Here is a 14,832-nt window from a genome sequence, read left to right on the forward strand (position 1 = left end):
TGAACGTCGCAGAGGTTCTCCGCGTCGTTCAGTCCGCCGTCGCCGTGGCCCCGCCGTCGCTCAGGCGGCGGGGCGGAATCTTCGAGGTGGTGGCTTCAGATCGCCCCAGGCATAGCGGCGCGCGAGGCGCACGGGCAGGGCGACAGGAGCCCCACCGTCCGGCGCGTGAAGGAGGAAGTCGCCTTTGCCTTCACGGGAGATGCGCCACTCGCCGTGGTGCAGCTGCATGTGATGCCAACGACAGAGCAGGATGCCGCGGTCGATATCGGTGCGGCCGCCTTCGCTGTACGGATCGATGTGATGCGCTTCGCAGTAGGAGGCAGGTCGATCGCAGTCCCTCCACCGGCACCCGCCGTCGCGGACGGCGAGAGCAACGCGCTGTTTCGACGAGAAAAGGCGCGCCTCGCGTCCGAGGTCGAGCGGGTTGCCCCGCTCGTCGAGCGTGCATGTCATCGTGCCGGTGTCACAGGCCTGTCGTGCGACCAGCCAGCCCGGGAGCGTCATGTCGTGGTCTTCGAGCAGCGCAACGGCAGCGCGGCCTTCGGTCGCGTCAGCGAGTAGACCGGCCGTCGCGACGATGCGGATCCCCGCCCTCCGCGTGCCGAAGACGGTCTCAGCATCGGCGAGTGCTCCGGCGCGGAGCACGTCGAGCATCAGGTCGTAGGCGAGCTGGTCGTTGGTGCGCGGGTCGGTGGCGAGCTCCTCGGCGCGGGCCTTCTCGTCGGGGTCGACGAATCGCGGGCCGCCGCGGCGAGGGCGCAGGGCGGTGTCGATGATGGACTCGATCCACGCGCCGCCCTCGTCTTCGAACGTGAAGCTGCCGTGACGGATGCCGTCGCGATCGGTCCACCGGCGGAACGAGCGTGCTTCGAAGCGCTGCTCGAACCGGAGCTCGGCACCTGCGGGATCCAGCAGATCGCGAATCGTGCGCGCCGCCGACGCCAGCTCTTCGACGGTGCGCTCCGAGGCCTCGTCGATGAGTTGACCGGCAGCCGTCTCCCAAGCCGTCCTCACCTCGGTAGCTCGGCCCGCCGTCACAGCGGCTTCCGACGCGCCGTGGGTCGTCGGATCGTCCGTTGCCCCCACATCGTCGACGGGCGGTTCGCCCAGTCCGCGGTAGATCGCGTCGTGCTGCGCCGAGGTGAGCGCCCCCGTCATCAGCGCCTCACCGAGCACCGCATGCCAGGGTCGCCGGGCAGCTCCGGCCTGCCTGGCCGTGGGCACTCCCGCATCCGTGTCCTCGTCGACCGACGCCTGCCCCTCGGTCCTCGCATCATGGTCGGCGAAGTCACCTGCTTCAACGGGCACCAGCCCCGCCGCGAGGGCTTCGCCGAGCCGCACCTGCTTGGCCGCGTCTGCGCGGGTCGAGCCGGTGAGGTCCTGGATCAGCGACACGGTCGAGCGGTGCCCGCGCTTCTGCGCCAAGCCGCTGTGTCCGGCGTCACGGGTAGAACGGGAGGCCACTGCGCCTGATCCGGCGATCCGCACGCACTCTCCGCCACGCACGAGCACGCTGGCGTGCTCAATGAGCGCCAGCACATTCTCATCGGTGATCTGCTGCACGACGCAAGGAATGTCGACGGCCTCGACATCGTCTCCAACCACTGTGCGCAGCGCATCCAGCGCTGCCTGCAGGTCGGAGAAGAATGCCATACTTCATCATGCCGCTGGCCTCCGACATTCGTGCTTATCAGCGACAAGACTGATTTCGCGAGCCCGATCACCCGACCGCCGACCCCCGACCCGCGACCAAGCGGACGTCGGCTGCGCAGCATGCGCGCGCCGACGATGACGACGACTACACGCTCGCGAAGACTGGCTTCTCAGATGACGCCCCAGCGCGGATGCGAGGGACGCCGGGCGCACCGGGTGAACCACGGACACGCTCGGCGTTCTCACCGCAGCGAAGCTGACCTCACGCCTTCTCGACCGGAACCTGCAGTTCGGTCACCCAGTCGGGTCCCGGTTCGTGCCCGTCGGCCTCCACGTAGACCTCGCGACAGGGTCCGGTCATTCGGTAGCCCTCGTCGATGACACGGCCCATCAGGCGTGACCACGACTCGCCGATGCCTGACATGTCGCCTCGATGGAGGAGTGTCGCCATGGTCTCGACCGCGGGCAGCGTGACGACGTCGTAGCCGTCCCCGGGCTGCGGCTCGGGTTCGGCGACGTAGGACACATGGACGGCGAGGTCGTCCGAATCCGGCACGGGCTCATACCAGAAGATGCCCGGCTCGATGATCTGCCGGCCGGCAGCCTCGAGCGCATCATCGAGTCCCGTGATGATGGTCCCGACGACCGGACTGACGTTCTCGGGGCCGCCCCCAGGGGCGATTCCCGATGTGGCGTAGACGGTGACAGCGTCGACGCGGCGGTATTGGACGGTCTCTGACATGGCGGTGCTTCCTTCCGGGAGGGAGAGACGCCGGTCGATGCGCTCCAGGCGTGCGGTGTCCGCGTCGATCGCTGCGACCAGCTCGGCCCGCCGCTTCGCGAGCACGTGACGGATCCGGCTCTCGTCGTCGGAATCCAGCGCTGAGGCGATATCGTCGAGGCCGACGCCGAGTTCCCGCAGCTCGACGATCCGCAGCAGCCGGGGCAGTTGCGTGCTCGCGTATCTGCGATAACCCGAGTGCGGATCGACGTGCGCCGGAATCACCAGGCCGATCGCGTCGTAGTGACGCAGCATCCGCACACTGACGCGCCCGAAGGCGGCGAACTCTCCAATGGTGTACATGGTGCTGGCCACGTTCGACGATGACACAGTGTCAGAGTCAACCACAGGGCGATGAGCGGACCAGGAGGAACGTCGTCATCCCTCAACGCAGGCGTGGCGAAGCCTCTGCGCCGCGGCCGTCCTGTGGCGAGCGGTCGAGCGGTAGTCCACGCCGCGCACCACAGCCCGGCTGGCGGCGCGCCGACGCGGTGCCGATACGGTGGACGGGTGTCTTACGGGGCGACGAGCGCGGGACCGCGCCGATGGGGCGCTGTGCTCCTGCTCGCGTCGACGCTGGCATGCGCAGCGTGTTCGACTGTCCCGAGCCCACCCGATGCGGTCGGGGATGGCTTCCCTGGCACGTGCATGCCGCCCGAGTTCTCATGGCCCACTGACTTTCTTGAGTCGCTGCCGGGGGAGTCTTCTGCGGTCGGCGGGAGCATCGTCGGGCCTGCGCCTGGAGTACGTCGACTCGGAGTGGATGTGGCGGCTTCGGAGCGTCGATACCAAGTACGACATGTTCGGCGAGCGTGTGGAGGATCCGAGCTTCGGCAAGGAATCGCTCGTTGACGTGCGGACTCTGGAGACTCTGGCATCTCACACGGTCGAGCTCACGGACGCGGAGCAGCAGCCGACAGGCAGCTCGATCTACGAGGCGGCCCGGCTGTCAGGCGAGCGGTGGCCAACCCCTCTCATCATCGAGATGGCTCGTGTCACCGAAGGCGGGGCGCCGGCGTGGCGGGTCACCACCTGCGACACAGAGACCAACGAGCACTCCGTGACGACCGTAAAGTGACCGCATCCCGTTCGCTCGCGGCCCGACGAACACGGCCCGGCGAACCCGCCGCCTCAGGCCCCGAGCGCCGCCACGTCGGTGAACAGCGTGTCCGACCCGACCTGACCGCCCTTCAGCACCAGCTCCAGTCCGTCGACGGCGGCGTCGGACGCTTGGGCCCGCAGCAGGACGACGTTGCCCCACGGGTTCGCCGCGATCGAGAGCGACTCGACGCCGAGCAGTCGCGTGACGCGGCTGGACGTGTCGCCGCCGCACACGACGACGCGACGGGTCGCGCCTTCCCGCACCGCGGAGATGACGACGGATGCAGCGGCCTCCGCGATCGACTCGAGCACCGGTCCCGAGCCGGTCGAGGTGGTGTCGGCGTCGTCCGAGGTCAGCACCACGCCGCGTCCCGACCCCAGTGCGCCTAGGACCTCGTCCGTCGTGGAGGGCAAGCGGGCGGCACCGAGCGGAAGTGGCAGGACCATCCAGCCGGCGGTGGCCGCGGCATCCGCCTGCCGCCTCGTCTGGGCGGAACGGCTGCCCGACACGACCAGGACCGGTCCGGACGCCTGCGTCGACGTCGGAAGGGCGGAGGCGGAGCCGGGGGACGCAGCCGCGATTCCATGGGACAGCCCGCCCGAGCCGATCGCGAAGATCGGCGAGGGCAGCGCCCCCAGCGCAGATCCGACGGCCACGAGATGCTCGTCGGTGAGCGCATCGAGGACGAGCGCCGCCTCGGGTGCCTCGCGCAAGCGGACCGCCAGGTCGTCGAAGGCGACGAGGGGCACCGAGCCGATCGGCAGCGACGTCTGCCGGCTGATGTGCACCGCGAGGTCTGCCTCGGTCATCGGGGTCGACGGGTGGGTCGACATCGTCGGCTGCCGGTCGAGGCGGTAGACGACGCCGCGCTCCGCAGCGAAGTGCTGGCCGAACAGCGTGTAGCGGCCGAAGTCCGGCTGAGCGAAGAGCATCGGCACCGGTCGGTCGCCGAACGCCTCCCGTCCGAGCTCGATGACGCGACCGAGACTGCCGACGGTCGGCGCCGAGTCGGCGGTCGAGCACGCCTTGTACTGGACGAGCTGGGGCGAGAGCTGCCGGAACGCCTCGAGCACAGGGCGCAACTCCGCCTCCATGGCGTCAGGATCCAGCGACCGCGAGATGCCCGCCACGCCGACCACATCGACATCCGATGCGGCGCGGCGGAGAGCCGCGGCATCCGGAATCGCGGTGAACAGCCGCCCCGTCCACCCGCGCCGCGCGAACTGCAGCAGCGCGTCGACGCTCCCGGTGAAGTCGTCGCCGTAGAACGCGACGACGCCCCGAGAGCGGGCGCTGTCAGACACGGACGGGCCCGAACAGCTCGGTGGCGCGGCGCAGCGCCGCCGAGCGCTCGACGGCGACCTCGACGGTCTCGCCCTGCGCCGCCGAGGCCCACGCCTCGCGCATGCTCGCCACGCCCGCGGCAGCACCATCGGGATGACCGTGGATGCCGCCACCGGCGAGGACGAGAAGGTCGGTCGTGCCCACCGCCGCGTAGGTCGCGTGCGCGAGGCCGCCCCACTGGCCCGACGACAGCACGGGAACCGTCGGCGTGAGGCCGAGCAGCGGCTCGCGGACCGCGGCGATGGAGTCGAGCACCTGGTCGTCCGTCTCGTAGAACTTGTTGCTGATCCCGTTGGTGTGCAAGTGGTCGGCGCCCGCGAGGCGCGCGAGCTTCTGCCACGCACGGAACCCTATCCCGACCTGCTCGGAGCGACCGAACGCGCCGAACATCGCGCGGTGCCCATGGATCGGCACGGCCGCGTGCCGACGGAGGAACTCCAGCCCCGGCAGTCCGATGAGATTCACACACGCCATCACGCACGTGCCACCGGCCTCGACGACGAGGTCGTGGTTGGCCTCGAGGCTGCCGATGTCGTCGGTGATGTTGAAGGCGTACATCGGCTTGCGGCCGGTGCGGTCGGCATAGCGCTCAAGCACGGGCATGACGGCGCGGACGCGTGCGGCCAGCGGCGCGCTCGGTCCATTGCCTTGGAGCTCGTCGTCTTTGATGAAGTCGATGCCCGCCTCGGCGAGCTGCCCTACGACCTCTGCGAGGTCCGCCGGGGAGAGGCCGATGCTCGGCTTCACGATCGTGCCGATCATGGCCCCCTCGGGACGGCCCATCAGGCGGCGCGTGCCGTCGACGCCGAAACTCGGGCCGGCGTAGCGCTCGGCGAACGCCGGCGGAAGGTCGACGTCGACGAGCTTGATCGCCGCCAGCTCCTTGATCTCGAAGAGATTGCCCGCGACGGCGGCGAGCAGGTTCGGTAGCGACGGGCCGAAATTGTCGAGCGGAAACCGCAGGCGCATGACGGCGCGTCGGCGATGGGACGGATCGCCCACGGCTCCGGGCAGCGGCGACGACCCCGTGAGCGGTACCTCTTCGATGGACTCCACCTGCGCCGCGAAGCGGGCACGCAGGTCGTCGGACTCGCGTTCCACTCGCACGAAGGTGCCGGTGGACTGCTCGCCGGCGAGCACCTCCGCCGCCCGCCTCAGCGGGAGCGAGGTCTCGATGATGTAGGTCGCGAAGACGTGCTCACCGGTCAGCCGGGCGCCGCTCATCGCCACACCAGCGGGAGCCAGACCGACATCTCGCCCGCACCACGGTTGCCCCACGCGTAGTAGGGCACGAGGCGCACGGTGGCCGTGCCGAGCTCGGCGGCGGCAAGGTCGTCGTAGAGCGCGTTCTCGTCTGCGCTCGGCAGCACCGCGATCTCGGCCTCGAGCGCGATCACGCGGTGGCCCGCGATCTCGGTCTCGATCGGCGTGAAGGTCGCGCCGCGGCGCAGTGCGGCCTGCTCGAGCACCATGCCGTCGGGAAGATCGGCGCTCTCGAGGCAGTACACGACGGGGCCGCGCCGCACGGCGACCTGGTTCGTCGCCTCCTCGGCGAGGCGGTGGGCGCGCAGCACACGCACCGGCATCGACACCGTGAGTCGGATGACGTCGCCCTCGCGCCATGCGCGCTCGATGCGGGTGTAGGTGCCCGGCGTGGTGACCTCCACCGCATCGCCGTTGACGGTCAGGGTCGCGCCCGTCGACCAGCCCGGAATGCGGAGGTGAAGCGGGATGCCCCCCACCCCCTCGCGGGCGCTGTCGGGAGAGGGCGTGGCGGCAGTCACGGTCCAGGTGAGCGTCTCGCCCCACGGGTAGTCACCGTCCTCTCGGAGCGCGAGCGAGCGGCCGTCCTCGGTCGTGACATCGATGCTGCCGCCGCCGTAGAGGTGCAGGTACAGCCCGTCGTCGCCGAGCGAAGCGGCGCGCTCGTGGAACCGGGCCAGCGTGCGGGCGATATTGGGCGGGCAGCAGAAGCAGCTCAGGTACGGCTCTCGCAGCCGCTCGTCCGAGGGCGGCGGCTCGGGCGTGGGGTGGATGGCCGTGTCGCCGGGGCGCCGCAGCGGGTAGGGGAGGTTCCGCACCTGACGGAGCGGGTTCGTATAGAAATACTCCGAACCGGCGAGGCTGATACTCGAGAGCAGGCTGTTGAAGGCCACCTGCTCGATGACATCGGCGTACTTCGCATCGCCCGTGAGCGACAGCATCCGCTCGCTCCACAAGATCATGCCGATGTTGGCGCACGATTCGTTGTGGGCGGTGGTCTGTGGCAGTTGATACGCGCGGCCGTAGGCCTGGTGAACGCGGCTGATCTGGCTCTGCCAGGGTGAGCCGTCGGGGGAGGCGCCGTCGTAGAGGGCGCCGCAGCCACCCGTGATGTACAGCTTGGTGTCGATCACGTCGTGCCACAGCCGCTCGAGTACCTCGACCAGCTCGGCGTCGCCGTTCTCGACGACGAGGTCGGCGAGCCCGGCGTAGAGGTAGTTGGCGCGCACGGCGTGCCCGGCCACGACGGTCTGCTCGCGCACCGGCAGGCGATCCTGGTTGTCGTCGCCGCCCTGGAAGTCGTCGCGTACGCGCACGAAGGCCTCTGCCAGGCGCAGGTAACGCTCGTCGCCGGTGGCGCGGTACAGCTCGATCACCGCCATGTAGTGCGAGGGGCAGATCGCGCTGCGCGCGAGCTCGACGGGCTTGTTGGTCGCGAGGTCCTCGAGGAAGGACGCGGCCTTGCGCGCGGCATCCAGCAGCGTCGTCGATCCGGTCACCTCGTAGTGCCGTACGCCCGCCGTGATGAGGTGGCCGAGGTTGTACGTCTCGAAGTGGAAGCGATCGGCAAGCGCCCGCGCGTCGACTTCATCGCGCGCCGAGATGATCGTCGGCGTGTGAAGGTAGCCGTCGTCGCGCTGCACCGAGGCGATCAGCGAGGCGATCTCTTCGATGCGCGCCCCGAGCTCGGGGTCGGGATCGGTCTCGAGCCGCGCGATCGCGGCTTCGAGCCACTTGTAGAAGTCGCCGTCCATGAAGGGCGGGCCCTGATGTTGTCCGGGTTCCAGGCCGGCCGCGATGCGGAAGTTGGCCAGGCCCGGGCTGATCGCGGGATCGCTCAGCGATGACCAGATCTGCGGGATCGTGACGTCGCGGATGCGGTCGTGCACGTCGCCCCAGAAGCCGCTCGCCCACCGTGCGCTCCCGGCGTCGAGGGGTCGCAGCCGGGCATGGGCCCGGAGCGCTGTCGTGGCGGTCATGAGGGGTGTTCCTTCCGAGTGGCGTGAGGTCACTGTAGTCACGATTTGAACATGAAGTGAATAGAATTTCAACACTGAGTGTTGACACACTCTGGAAACGTGCCTACTGTCGTGCTCGTACCTTTCACCCGCATGGTCGTCGTCAAGGAGGACGCTATGAACACTCGCAGCAGCACCCGCCGCCGCTCCCTCTTCGCGGTCGGCATCGCGCTGGCCGCCGTCATGCCGCTCGCGGCCTGCGCCGGCAGCTCCGGTGACGCAGGCAACGACGGCGAGGGCGGCGGCGCCGGCGGGCCCGACCCCGATGTATTCACCGTCATGACGGCCAACGAGAACACCGTCCTCGAAGCGCAGCTCGACGCGCTCGCCGCCGGCGCCTGTGAGGCCGAGAATGACGCGCTTCCCCTCGAGCACCAGAAGGTCGCTCAGGCCGACACGGTGCAGAAGGTGACGCTGCTGGCCAGCCAGGACGCGCTCCCGACGCACACGATCGCCGGTACCGCGCTGATCCGCCCCGACGGCGACCTCGCTGCGGCCGGGCTCGTCGGTGACCTGAAAGCCGCCCTCGAGGGCGCCGACGCATGGGACAACGTGCTGCCGGCCGCCGCCTCGACGGTGGAGCAGGTCTATGGCGGATTCGTCTCGATGCCCTACCAATACAACATCGAGGGCATCTTCTACAACGAGCAGATTCTCGCCGACAACGGCATCGAAGAGCCGCAGACGTGGGATGAGCTGATGGATGCCGCCGCCACCCTCCAAGAGGCCGGCGTCGTGCCGATGACCGAGGCAGGCGCCAACGGCTGGCCGCTGACCCGGATCATGGGCATGTACATCTTCCGCAACGTCGGCCCCGAGGCGATGGCCGCTGTCCGCGACGGCGACGCAGCACTGACCGACCCGGAGTACGTGGCGGGTGCGCAGGCGCTCGCCGACTTCGCCGAGGCGGGCTACTTCGGTGAGGGTTTCTCCACGCGCGACGGCGACACGTCGTCGAACATGTTCCTCACCGGCCAGGCCGCGATGACCTATGACGGCACGTGGTTCCTGAGCGCGATCAACGATCCCGAGCGCAACCAGATCGGCGACGACAACATCGGCTTCATGCCGTTCCCCGCCGTCGAGGGTGGCGAAGGCTCGATCGACCAGTACCCGGCCAACGCGGGCGCACCGATGATCGTCAACGCCAAGCAGTTCGGTCCGAAGGTCACCGACTGGATCGCCTGCATCTCGGAGAACTACGGTCAGCAGGCGCTGCAGGACGCCGGTGTCATCTCGGGCTTCAAAGTGAACGGCGAGGTCACCGACATCTCGGAGAGCACGGCCGAGATCCAGGAGCGCATCGCGGGGATCGAAGAGACGACGCTGTGGTTCGAGGCCCTCTTCGACCCGAAGAGCAACTCGCTCGCGACGACCAACGTAGCGCTGCTCACCACGGGCCAGATGAGTGCCGAGGACTACATGGCAGAGCTCCAGGCGAGCATCGACGCCAACCGCTGATCCGCATCTGATGCACCGGCCTCCCGGGCCTAGGCTCGGGAGGCCGTTCCTTCGAAAGAAAGCCCCCGCCCGATGAACTCGATCTTCGGCGATCGCAAGACGATCATCATCTTGCTGGCGCCCGCCCTGCTCCTCTATACGCTTCTCAAGGTCGTCCCCGTTCTGTGGTCGTTCGGGCTGTCGTTCTTCGAAGGCAACACCCTTCGCGGGTTCGAGTGGATCGGGCTCGAGAACTTCACCACGTTCTTCGCCGACGGGGCCGCCCTGCAGTCGATGTGGGTCAGCGTCTTCTTCGCGATCGTCGCCACGATCGGCCAAGTGGCGCTGGGTTACGGGCTCGCGCTGCTCTACGTCTTCGTCCTGCGCAAGGGGTCGTCATTCGTCCGCACCATCGTGTTCTTCCCGGCCATCCTGCCGACCGTGGCCGTCGCGCTGCTGTTCAAGAGCTTCGTCGCCGTCGGCGACAATCAGGGTCCGGTCAACGACATCATCAACTTCTTCGGTGGTGAGAGCGTCGAGGTGCTCGCCTCGACCGCGGGCACCATGACGACGGCGATCGTCATGACCCTGTGGGGCTCGATGGGCTTCTATGCCGTGCTGCTGTACGCGGGCCTGCTCGACATCCCCGAAGAGATCATCGAGTCGGCTCGGCTCGACGGCGCCAACGGACTGCGGCTGGTGCGGCACATCGTGCTTCCGCTGTCGCTGCCGATCCTGCTGTCGTCGATCATCTTCAGCCTCAACGCGACGCTCAAGGTGTTCGACAGCCTGCTGGCCCTCAACGGGGGCGGACCGGGCACCTCGACCGCTCCCCTCACGCTGTACATGTACCGCACGGCGTTCGAGTACGCCGAGTACGGCTACGGCTCGACGATCGCGCTCGTGCTGACCCTGCTGTGCCTGGTCTTCACGCTCGCGATCTTCCGATCCTCGCGACGGAAGGCAGATGTCTGACATGACGACGATGACGAAGTATGCCCCGGCCACCGTCGCTGTGCCGACCCGGCGCAAGCCGGCCCCGAGCCCGGCACGTCGCAAGACGATGCGCCTGGTGCGACGCATCCCGGTGTGGCTGCTGGTCGGCGCGCTGATGGTGGTCGTGCTCTACCCCCAGGTGTGGATGGTGCTCGGGTCGTTCAAGACCCAGTCGGAGTTCCTCTCCAACCCCGCGCTGTCGCTGCCCGAGACGTGGCAGTTCGACAACTACATCTCCGCCCTCACCAACGGCAACGTCGGGCAGAACTACCTCAACAGCATCATCGTGACGATCCCGTCGGTGCTGCTGATCGTCTTCATCGGCGTGGCCGCGGGATACGCCCTCGAGGTGATGATCTGGAAGGGCCGCAACGGCACGCTGCTGTACATCTTGGCGGGCATCATGGTGCCCGGCCAGATGATCCTGGTGCCGCTGTTCATCGTGTACTTCCGGATGGGCATCACCGATTCGCTCCTACCGCTCATCATCACCTACACCGTGATGGGCTTGCCGCTGACGACATTCCTCATGGCGACGTACTTCCGCTCGGTGCCGCGCGAGATCTTCGAAGCGGCGACGGTCGACGGCTCGAGTCCACTGCGGTCGTTCTTCGTCATCGGCGTGCCCATGATGAAGAACGCGATCCTCACGGTCGCCCTCGTGCAGTTCTTCAGTGTGTGGAACGACCTGCTCATCGCGCTGACCTTCACGACGCGTCCTGAGCTGGCGACCATCCAGGTCGGCCTGCTCAGCCTGAGCGACGAATACGGATCCACGCAGTACGGGCCACTGTTCGCGGCGGTGAGCATCAACATCGTCGTGCTCCTGATCGTGTTCTTGGCGCTCAACAAGAAGATCATGGCCGGTATGGCCGGCGGCGCCATCAAGGGCTGAGAGGCTGGCTTCATGACCACGTCCGCACCACGCATCGCATTCCTTCACACCGGTGCCGTCAACATCGCGCCCTTCGGTGCGCTCGCCGCAGAGCTTCTGCCGGCAGCGACCGTCGTGAACTACCTCGACGACAAGATCGTCGCTGATCTCGGCGATGCCGAGCGCGCAGCATCCGTTCCCGAACGCATCGAGGATCTAGTCCGCGCGGCGGCTGCCGGGGGAGCGGATGCCGTCATGTTCACGTGCTCGTCGATCTCCGAGCTCGCTCAGCCCGCCGCTGCTGCTGCCGGGCTGCCGGTGCTGCGGGTCGATGAGGCGATGGCGGATGCTGCGGTGCGCGCGGGTCGCCGCATCCGGGTACTCGCGACTCTGCCGACCACGTGCCGGCCGACCCTCGCGCTGTTGGGGGAGCGCGCGGCCCTCGCGGGCGTCGAGCCGGAGTTCACGAGCGAGGTGATCGAGGGTGCATTCGCGGCTGTGGCCGGCGGCGACCGCGCCACGCACGATCGGCTCGTCGCGGCGGCGATCGAGCGCGGCGCCGCCGAGGCCGATGTGGTCGTGCTCGCGCAGGCCTCGATGGCGACCGCGGCCGAGGCTGTCACGGTCGACGTGCCCGTGCTCACGAGCCCGCGCCTGGGTGTCGAGCGCCTCGCCGAGACGTTCGCCCCGCACTGAAGCGCGCGGTCAGGACGAGCGGGCGGCGAGGGCTTCGGCCGAGCGAAGGTCGGTCACGAGCGTTGTGACCCACCCGCCTGCGAGTGCGCCGTGGATCGCTTCGAGCTTGCGCTCGCCGCCGGCGATGCCGACGCGCCGGGGGATGCGCATGAGGTTCTCGACAGGGATCGCGATGATGCGGTCGTCGACCTCGCCGCGCACGAGCGTGCCGTCGGCGCGGAAGATGCGGTGACAGATGTCGCCGACGGCGCCCTGAGCCAGCAGCGCTTCGCGCTCGTCGGCCGCGAAGGCGTTGCCGCTGGTGGCCAGCACGTCGGACGGCTCAACGCTGCCGATGCCCATGATCGCCATCGTCAGCTCCCTCCAGTGCCGCGTCACCTCTTGCATCGAGGGGTCGCGCAGCAGGCTGTCGCGGATCGCCGGATCGGCGACCACCCCCGGCGCCTGGACGTATACCGGCTCGGCGCCCAGCATGCGGGCGAGCTCGCCGAGGATGCGGTTCGAGTGGCTCTGCGCCTCCGGAGCGCCCACGCCGCCGAGCAGCTGCACGACCTCGGTGGCTCCTCGCACCGTGAAGGGTCGCATCCGGTCGACCATGGCGAGAACCGTTTGGCTCCACGACGAGACGCCGATGCGGTCGCCGCCCGAGAGCGTCGCTTCCAAGTACGCGGCGGCGCCGGCGCCGATCGACGCCAGAAGCTCCGCCTCGTCGGCGTCGGTGTCGACATCGACGACGACCGCCTCGGCGAGGCCGTACGCGTCTTCGAGCTGCTCTTCGAGTTCGGCGTAGACGCCGGGCGCGACCGTCACGATGGTGCGGACGATTCCCACGGATTCTGCCCGCTTGAGCAGACGGGACACCTTGGCCTGTGAGATATTGAGCGCAGCAGCGATGTCTGCCTGGCGGACGCCGCGCTCGTGGTACATGCGGGCGACCTTGGTCAGAAGACGAACCTGCCCGTCGACAGGCCGGGTGTAGCGGGTCAGTGACACGAAGACTCCGATCAAGGCGGTCCTGATTCAGGATTCGCTAACGAAAGGATATTCAGTTTCGTCCGGCGAGGCTAGAGAGCCCGCAGATTCGTGAGTGAGTGCCGGAGGGTGTGATCGTGAAGATGCTGCTGACGTCGGGAGGCGTCACCAACGCCTCGATCCGCTCGGTGCTCGTTGAGCTGCTCGGCAAGCCGATCGAAGAGAGCGACGCACTCCTCGTCCCTACGGCGCAATGGGGGCACCCGATGTGCTCGCCGCAGACCGTGTGGAGGTCGACCGCCGGACGATGGCCAGACCAGCCAGGTCTGACGGAGCTGGGCTGGAGGTCGGTCGGGGTTCTCGAGCTGACCGCCCTGCCATCCATCGCGCGGGAACGCTGGGAGCCTTGGGTGACCGCTGCCGACACACTGCTGGTGGACGGCGGCGAGGCGATCTATCTCAGCCATTGGATGCGCGAGTCGGGCCTTGCCGACCTGCTTCCGTCATTGGCAGATACCGTGTGGGTCGGGGTGAGCGCCGGCAGCATGGTCATGACGCCGCGCATCGGCAAGGAATTCCTCGAATGGGATGTCGACGGCACGGATGAAGCGCTCGGCGTGGTGGACTTCTCGATCTTTCCGCACTTGGACTATCCCGGCTGGTCGTCCAATACGTCGGAGAGCGCTGCGCGCTGGGCGGCTGGGATCCAGGGACGCTCCTTCGCGATCGACGACCACACGGCGATTGCCGTGCAAGACGGCGACGCGCGAGTGATCTCCGAAGGGAAATGGCTCGAGTTCAACACCTGACCGGCGCCACAACTCTCGGCTCGGGTCCTATGCCTGGATCAATGCGAGGAGTTCGATGGGTTCGGTGCCGGAGAACTCCACGATCCGGCCTTTCGCGATGCGGTATATCGCGAACTCGGCGATGTTCGCGTGTCGGCGAGTGGGCGCGACACCCCGGAACGGTCCGAGATGTGTTCCGCTTCCGCGCAGGTGCGCCGCCACGCGGTCGTCCTCGACGACGAGTTGGATGCGGCGCCACTGCCAGTCGGGGAAGCCGTGGAACAGGTCGGCGAGATCGTCGATCCAGGCGTCGGCGCCCCCGGGGAGATGTGCACGGCGTACCGCGGGGTCGAGAAATGCCCGGATCTCGTCGAGGTCGTGCCGATTGCAGGCATCCAGGTAGTCCGCGTACCACTCGCGCATCTCCCACGGCTCCACCTGACCATTCTCAGTGACGAGCAGTCCAGGGAGGTCCGTGCGCCGAAGTCGTTGTGGGTGCAACCGGCCGGGCGACCTACCAGATGGTGCCGCCTCCGATCGAGATGCCGCCCCACGTGAGCGCGATGAAGATCGCGGCGAACACGACGGGGGCGATGCCCTTGCCGCTGCGCGCGAGCCCCTTGAGCAGGGCGATCACGGCGAGGACTGCGGCGACGATGGAAAGGCCGCCGCCCAGGATCAACCCGATGAACAGAGGGATCGGCATGAGGACCAGACCGGCCAGCGCGAACCAGAAGGCGGCCCACGCGGTCGGGTTGGAGCGGCGTTCGACAGAAGAAGACATGCATCCAGTATCTCCTGTCGGGGGTTTGCGCTTCGTGGAACGCGGCATCCGCGCTCCTCGTCAATCTCTCCCCGCGGCTGCATGACGTCAAGAAGCGGCAAAGCCTGTCAACCCCCTCCGG

The 14,832-nt window shown here is 68.2% G+C and carries 14 protein-coding genes; 6 read left to right on the top strand and 8 right to left on the bottom strand.

Translation table 11 applies throughout. From position 1 onward, the window contains the following. Positions 1 to 60: 60 nt before the first annotated feature. Together K0817_RS04780 and K0817_RS04785 are read right to left on the bottom strand one after the other, a co-directional pair. On the bottom strand, positions 61 to 1,653 hold the full coding sequence (locus K0817_RS04780) for an HNH endonuclease signature motif containing protein (RefSeq protein WP_219980232.1): 1,593 nt from the start codon (positions 1,651 to 1,653) through the stop codon (positions 61 to 63). 262 nt (positions 1,654 to 1,915) lie between these two features. Further along, positions 1,916 to 2,737, bottom strand: coding sequence for a MerR family transcriptional regulator (locus K0817_RS04785; RefSeq protein ID WP_219980234.1), 822 nt, complete (start codon positions 2,735 to 2,737; stop codon positions 1,916 to 1,918). A gap of 496 nt (positions 2,738 to 3,233) precedes the next feature. Here K0817_RS04785 and K0817_RS04790 point away from each other — a divergent pair, with 496 nt between their 5' ends. Next, on the top strand, positions 3,234 to 3,512 hold the full coding sequence (locus K0817_RS04790; RefSeq protein ID WP_219980240.1) for a hypothetical protein: 279 nt from the start codon (positions 3,234 to 3,236) through the stop codon (positions 3,510 to 3,512). A 53-nt stretch (positions 3,513 to 3,565) separates the two neighbouring features. Here K0817_RS04790 and K0817_RS18685 read toward each other — a convergent pair whose 3' ends face one another. Genes K0817_RS18685 through K0817_RS04805 form a run of 3 tightly spaced genes read right to left on the bottom strand, consistent with a single transcriptional unit; the run spans position 3,566 to position 8,122 of the window. Then, on the bottom strand, positions 3,566 to 4,840 hold the full coding sequence (locus K0817_RS18685; protein WP_219980242.1) for a four-carbon acid sugar kinase family protein: 1,275 nt from the start codon (positions 4,838 to 4,840) through the stop codon (positions 3,566 to 3,568). Beyond that, positions 4,833 to 6,104: a RuBisCO large subunit C-terminal-like domain-containing protein gene (locus K0817_RS04800; protein ID WP_219980243.1), complete on the bottom strand. Its 1,272-nt coding sequence runs from the start codon at positions 6,102 to 6,104 to the stop codon at positions 4,833 to 4,835. The genes K0817_RS18685 and K0817_RS04800 overlap by 8 nt, the downstream gene beginning before the upstream one ends. After that, the gene (locus K0817_RS04805) at positions 6,101 to 8,122 is read right to left on the bottom strand and encodes a glycoside hydrolase family 127 protein (RefSeq protein WP_219980245.1); all 2,022 of its coding nucleotides are present in this window, start codon (positions 8,120 to 8,122) and stop codon (positions 6,101 to 6,103) included. Before K0817_RS04805 ends, K0817_RS04800 begins: the two co-directional genes overlap by 4 nt. A gap of 156 nt (positions 8,123 to 8,278) precedes the next feature. On the opposite strand from K0817_RS04805, the gene K0817_RS04810 reads away from it, so the two are divergent. From K0817_RS04810 to K0817_RS04825, 4 genes are all read left to right on the top strand, one after another. Continuing rightward, complete coding sequence (locus tag K0817_RS04810; RefSeq protein ID WP_219980247.1) at positions 8,279 to 9,622, top strand: ABC transporter substrate-binding protein; 1,344 nt, start codon at positions 8,279 to 8,281, stop codon at positions 9,620 to 9,622. Between the two features lie 72 nt (positions 9,623 to 9,694). Further along, positions 9,695 to 10,576, top strand: coding sequence for a carbohydrate ABC transporter permease (locus K0817_RS04815; RefSeq protein ID WP_219980249.1), 882 nt, complete (start codon positions 9,695 to 9,697; stop codon positions 10,574 to 10,576). Beyond that, entirely contained in the window at positions 10,569 to 11,492 is a 924-nt protein-coding gene (locus K0817_RS04820; RefSeq protein WP_253735176.1) for a carbohydrate ABC transporter permease, read from the top strand. The genes K0817_RS04815 and K0817_RS04820 overlap by 8 nt, the downstream gene beginning before the upstream one ends. 12 nt (positions 11,493 to 11,504) lie before the next feature. Then, complete coding sequence (locus K0817_RS04825) at positions 11,505 to 12,167, top strand: aspartate/glutamate racemase family protein (protein ID WP_219980253.1); 663 nt, start codon at positions 11,505 to 11,507, stop codon at positions 12,165 to 12,167. A 9-nt stretch (positions 12,168 to 12,176) separates the two neighbouring features. Here K0817_RS04825 and K0817_RS04830 read toward each other — a convergent pair whose 3' ends face one another. Further along, positions 12,177 to 13,160 carry a sugar-binding transcriptional regulator gene (locus K0817_RS04830; RefSeq protein WP_219980254.1) on the bottom strand — a complete coding sequence of 328 codons (984 nt, stop codon included), beginning with the start codon at positions 13,158 to 13,160 and terminating at the stop codon, positions 12,177 to 12,179. A gap of 116 nt (positions 13,161 to 13,276) precedes the next feature. On the opposite strand from K0817_RS04830, the gene K0817_RS04835 reads away from it, so the two are divergent. Beyond that, positions 13,277 to 13,948, top strand: coding sequence for a Type 1 glutamine amidotransferase-like domain-containing protein (locus K0817_RS04835; protein ID WP_219980262.1), 672 nt, complete (start codon positions 13,277 to 13,279; stop codon positions 13,946 to 13,948). A 27-nt stretch (positions 13,949 to 13,975) separates the two neighbouring features. Here the strand turns inward: K0817_RS04835 and K0817_RS04840 are convergent, their stop codons facing one another. Both K0817_RS04840 and K0817_RS04845 read right to left on the bottom strand, forming a co-directional pair. Then, positions 13,976 to 14,365: an ester cyclase gene (locus K0817_RS04840; RefSeq protein ID WP_219980264.1), complete on the bottom strand. Its 390-nt coding sequence runs from the start codon at positions 14,363 to 14,365 to the stop codon at positions 13,976 to 13,978. Between the two features lie 76 nt (positions 14,366 to 14,441). Next, positions 14,442 to 14,711: a hypothetical protein gene (locus K0817_RS04845; RefSeq protein WP_168912297.1), complete on the bottom strand. Its 270-nt coding sequence runs from the start codon at positions 14,709 to 14,711 to the stop codon at positions 14,442 to 14,444. Positions 14,712 to 14,832: the final 121 nt, after the last annotated feature.

This window comes from Microbacterium sp. HD4P20 (genome assembly GCF_019449275.2).
Classification (GTDB): domain Bacteria; phylum Actinomycetota; class Actinomycetes; order Actinomycetales; family Microbacteriaceae; genus Microbacterium.

What these genes read in the sequence shown, in the direction of transcription:
- K0817_RS04790 (WP_219980240.1), top strand. Translation starts at nt 3,234, where the DNA reads ATGTTCGGCGAGCGTGTGGAGGATCCGAGCTTCGGCAAGGAATCGCTC.
- K0817_RS04825 (WP_219980253.1), top strand. Translation starts at nt 11,505, where the DNA reads ATGACCACGTCCGCACCACGCATCGCATTCCTTCACACCGGTGCCGTC.
- K0817_RS04810 (WP_219980247.1), top strand. Translation starts at nt 8,279, where the DNA reads ATGAACACTCGCAGCAGCACCCGCCGCCGCTCCCTCTTCGCGGTCGGC.
- K0817_RS04815 (WP_219980249.1), top strand. Translation starts at nt 9,695, where the DNA reads ATGAACTCGATCTTCGGCGATCGCAAGACGATCATCATCTTGCTGGCG.
- K0817_RS04820 (WP_253735176.1), top strand. Translation starts at nt 10,569, where the DNA reads ATGTCTGACATGACGACGATGACGAAGTATGCCCCGGCCACCGTCGCT.
- K0817_RS04845 (WP_168912297.1), bottom strand. Translation starts at nt 14,711, where the DNA reads ATGTCTTCTTCTGTCGAACGCCGCTCCAACCCGACCGCGTGGGCCGCC.
- K0817_RS04800 (WP_219980243.1), bottom strand. Translation starts at nt 6,104, where the DNA reads ATGAGCGGCGCCCGGCTGACCGGTGAGCACGTCTTCGCGACCTACATC.
- K0817_RS04785 (WP_219980234.1), bottom strand. Translation starts at nt 2,737, where the DNA reads ATGTACACCATTGGAGAGTTCGCCGCCTTCGGGCGCGTCAGTGTGCGG.
- K0817_RS04805 (WP_219980245.1), bottom strand. Translation starts at nt 8,122, where the DNA reads ATGACCGCCACGACAGCGCTCCGGGCCCATGCCCGGCTGCGACCCCTC.
- K0817_RS04780 (WP_219980232.1), bottom strand. Translation starts at nt 1,653, where the DNA reads ATGGCATTCTTCTCCGACCTGCAGGCAGCGCTGGATGCGCTGCGCACA.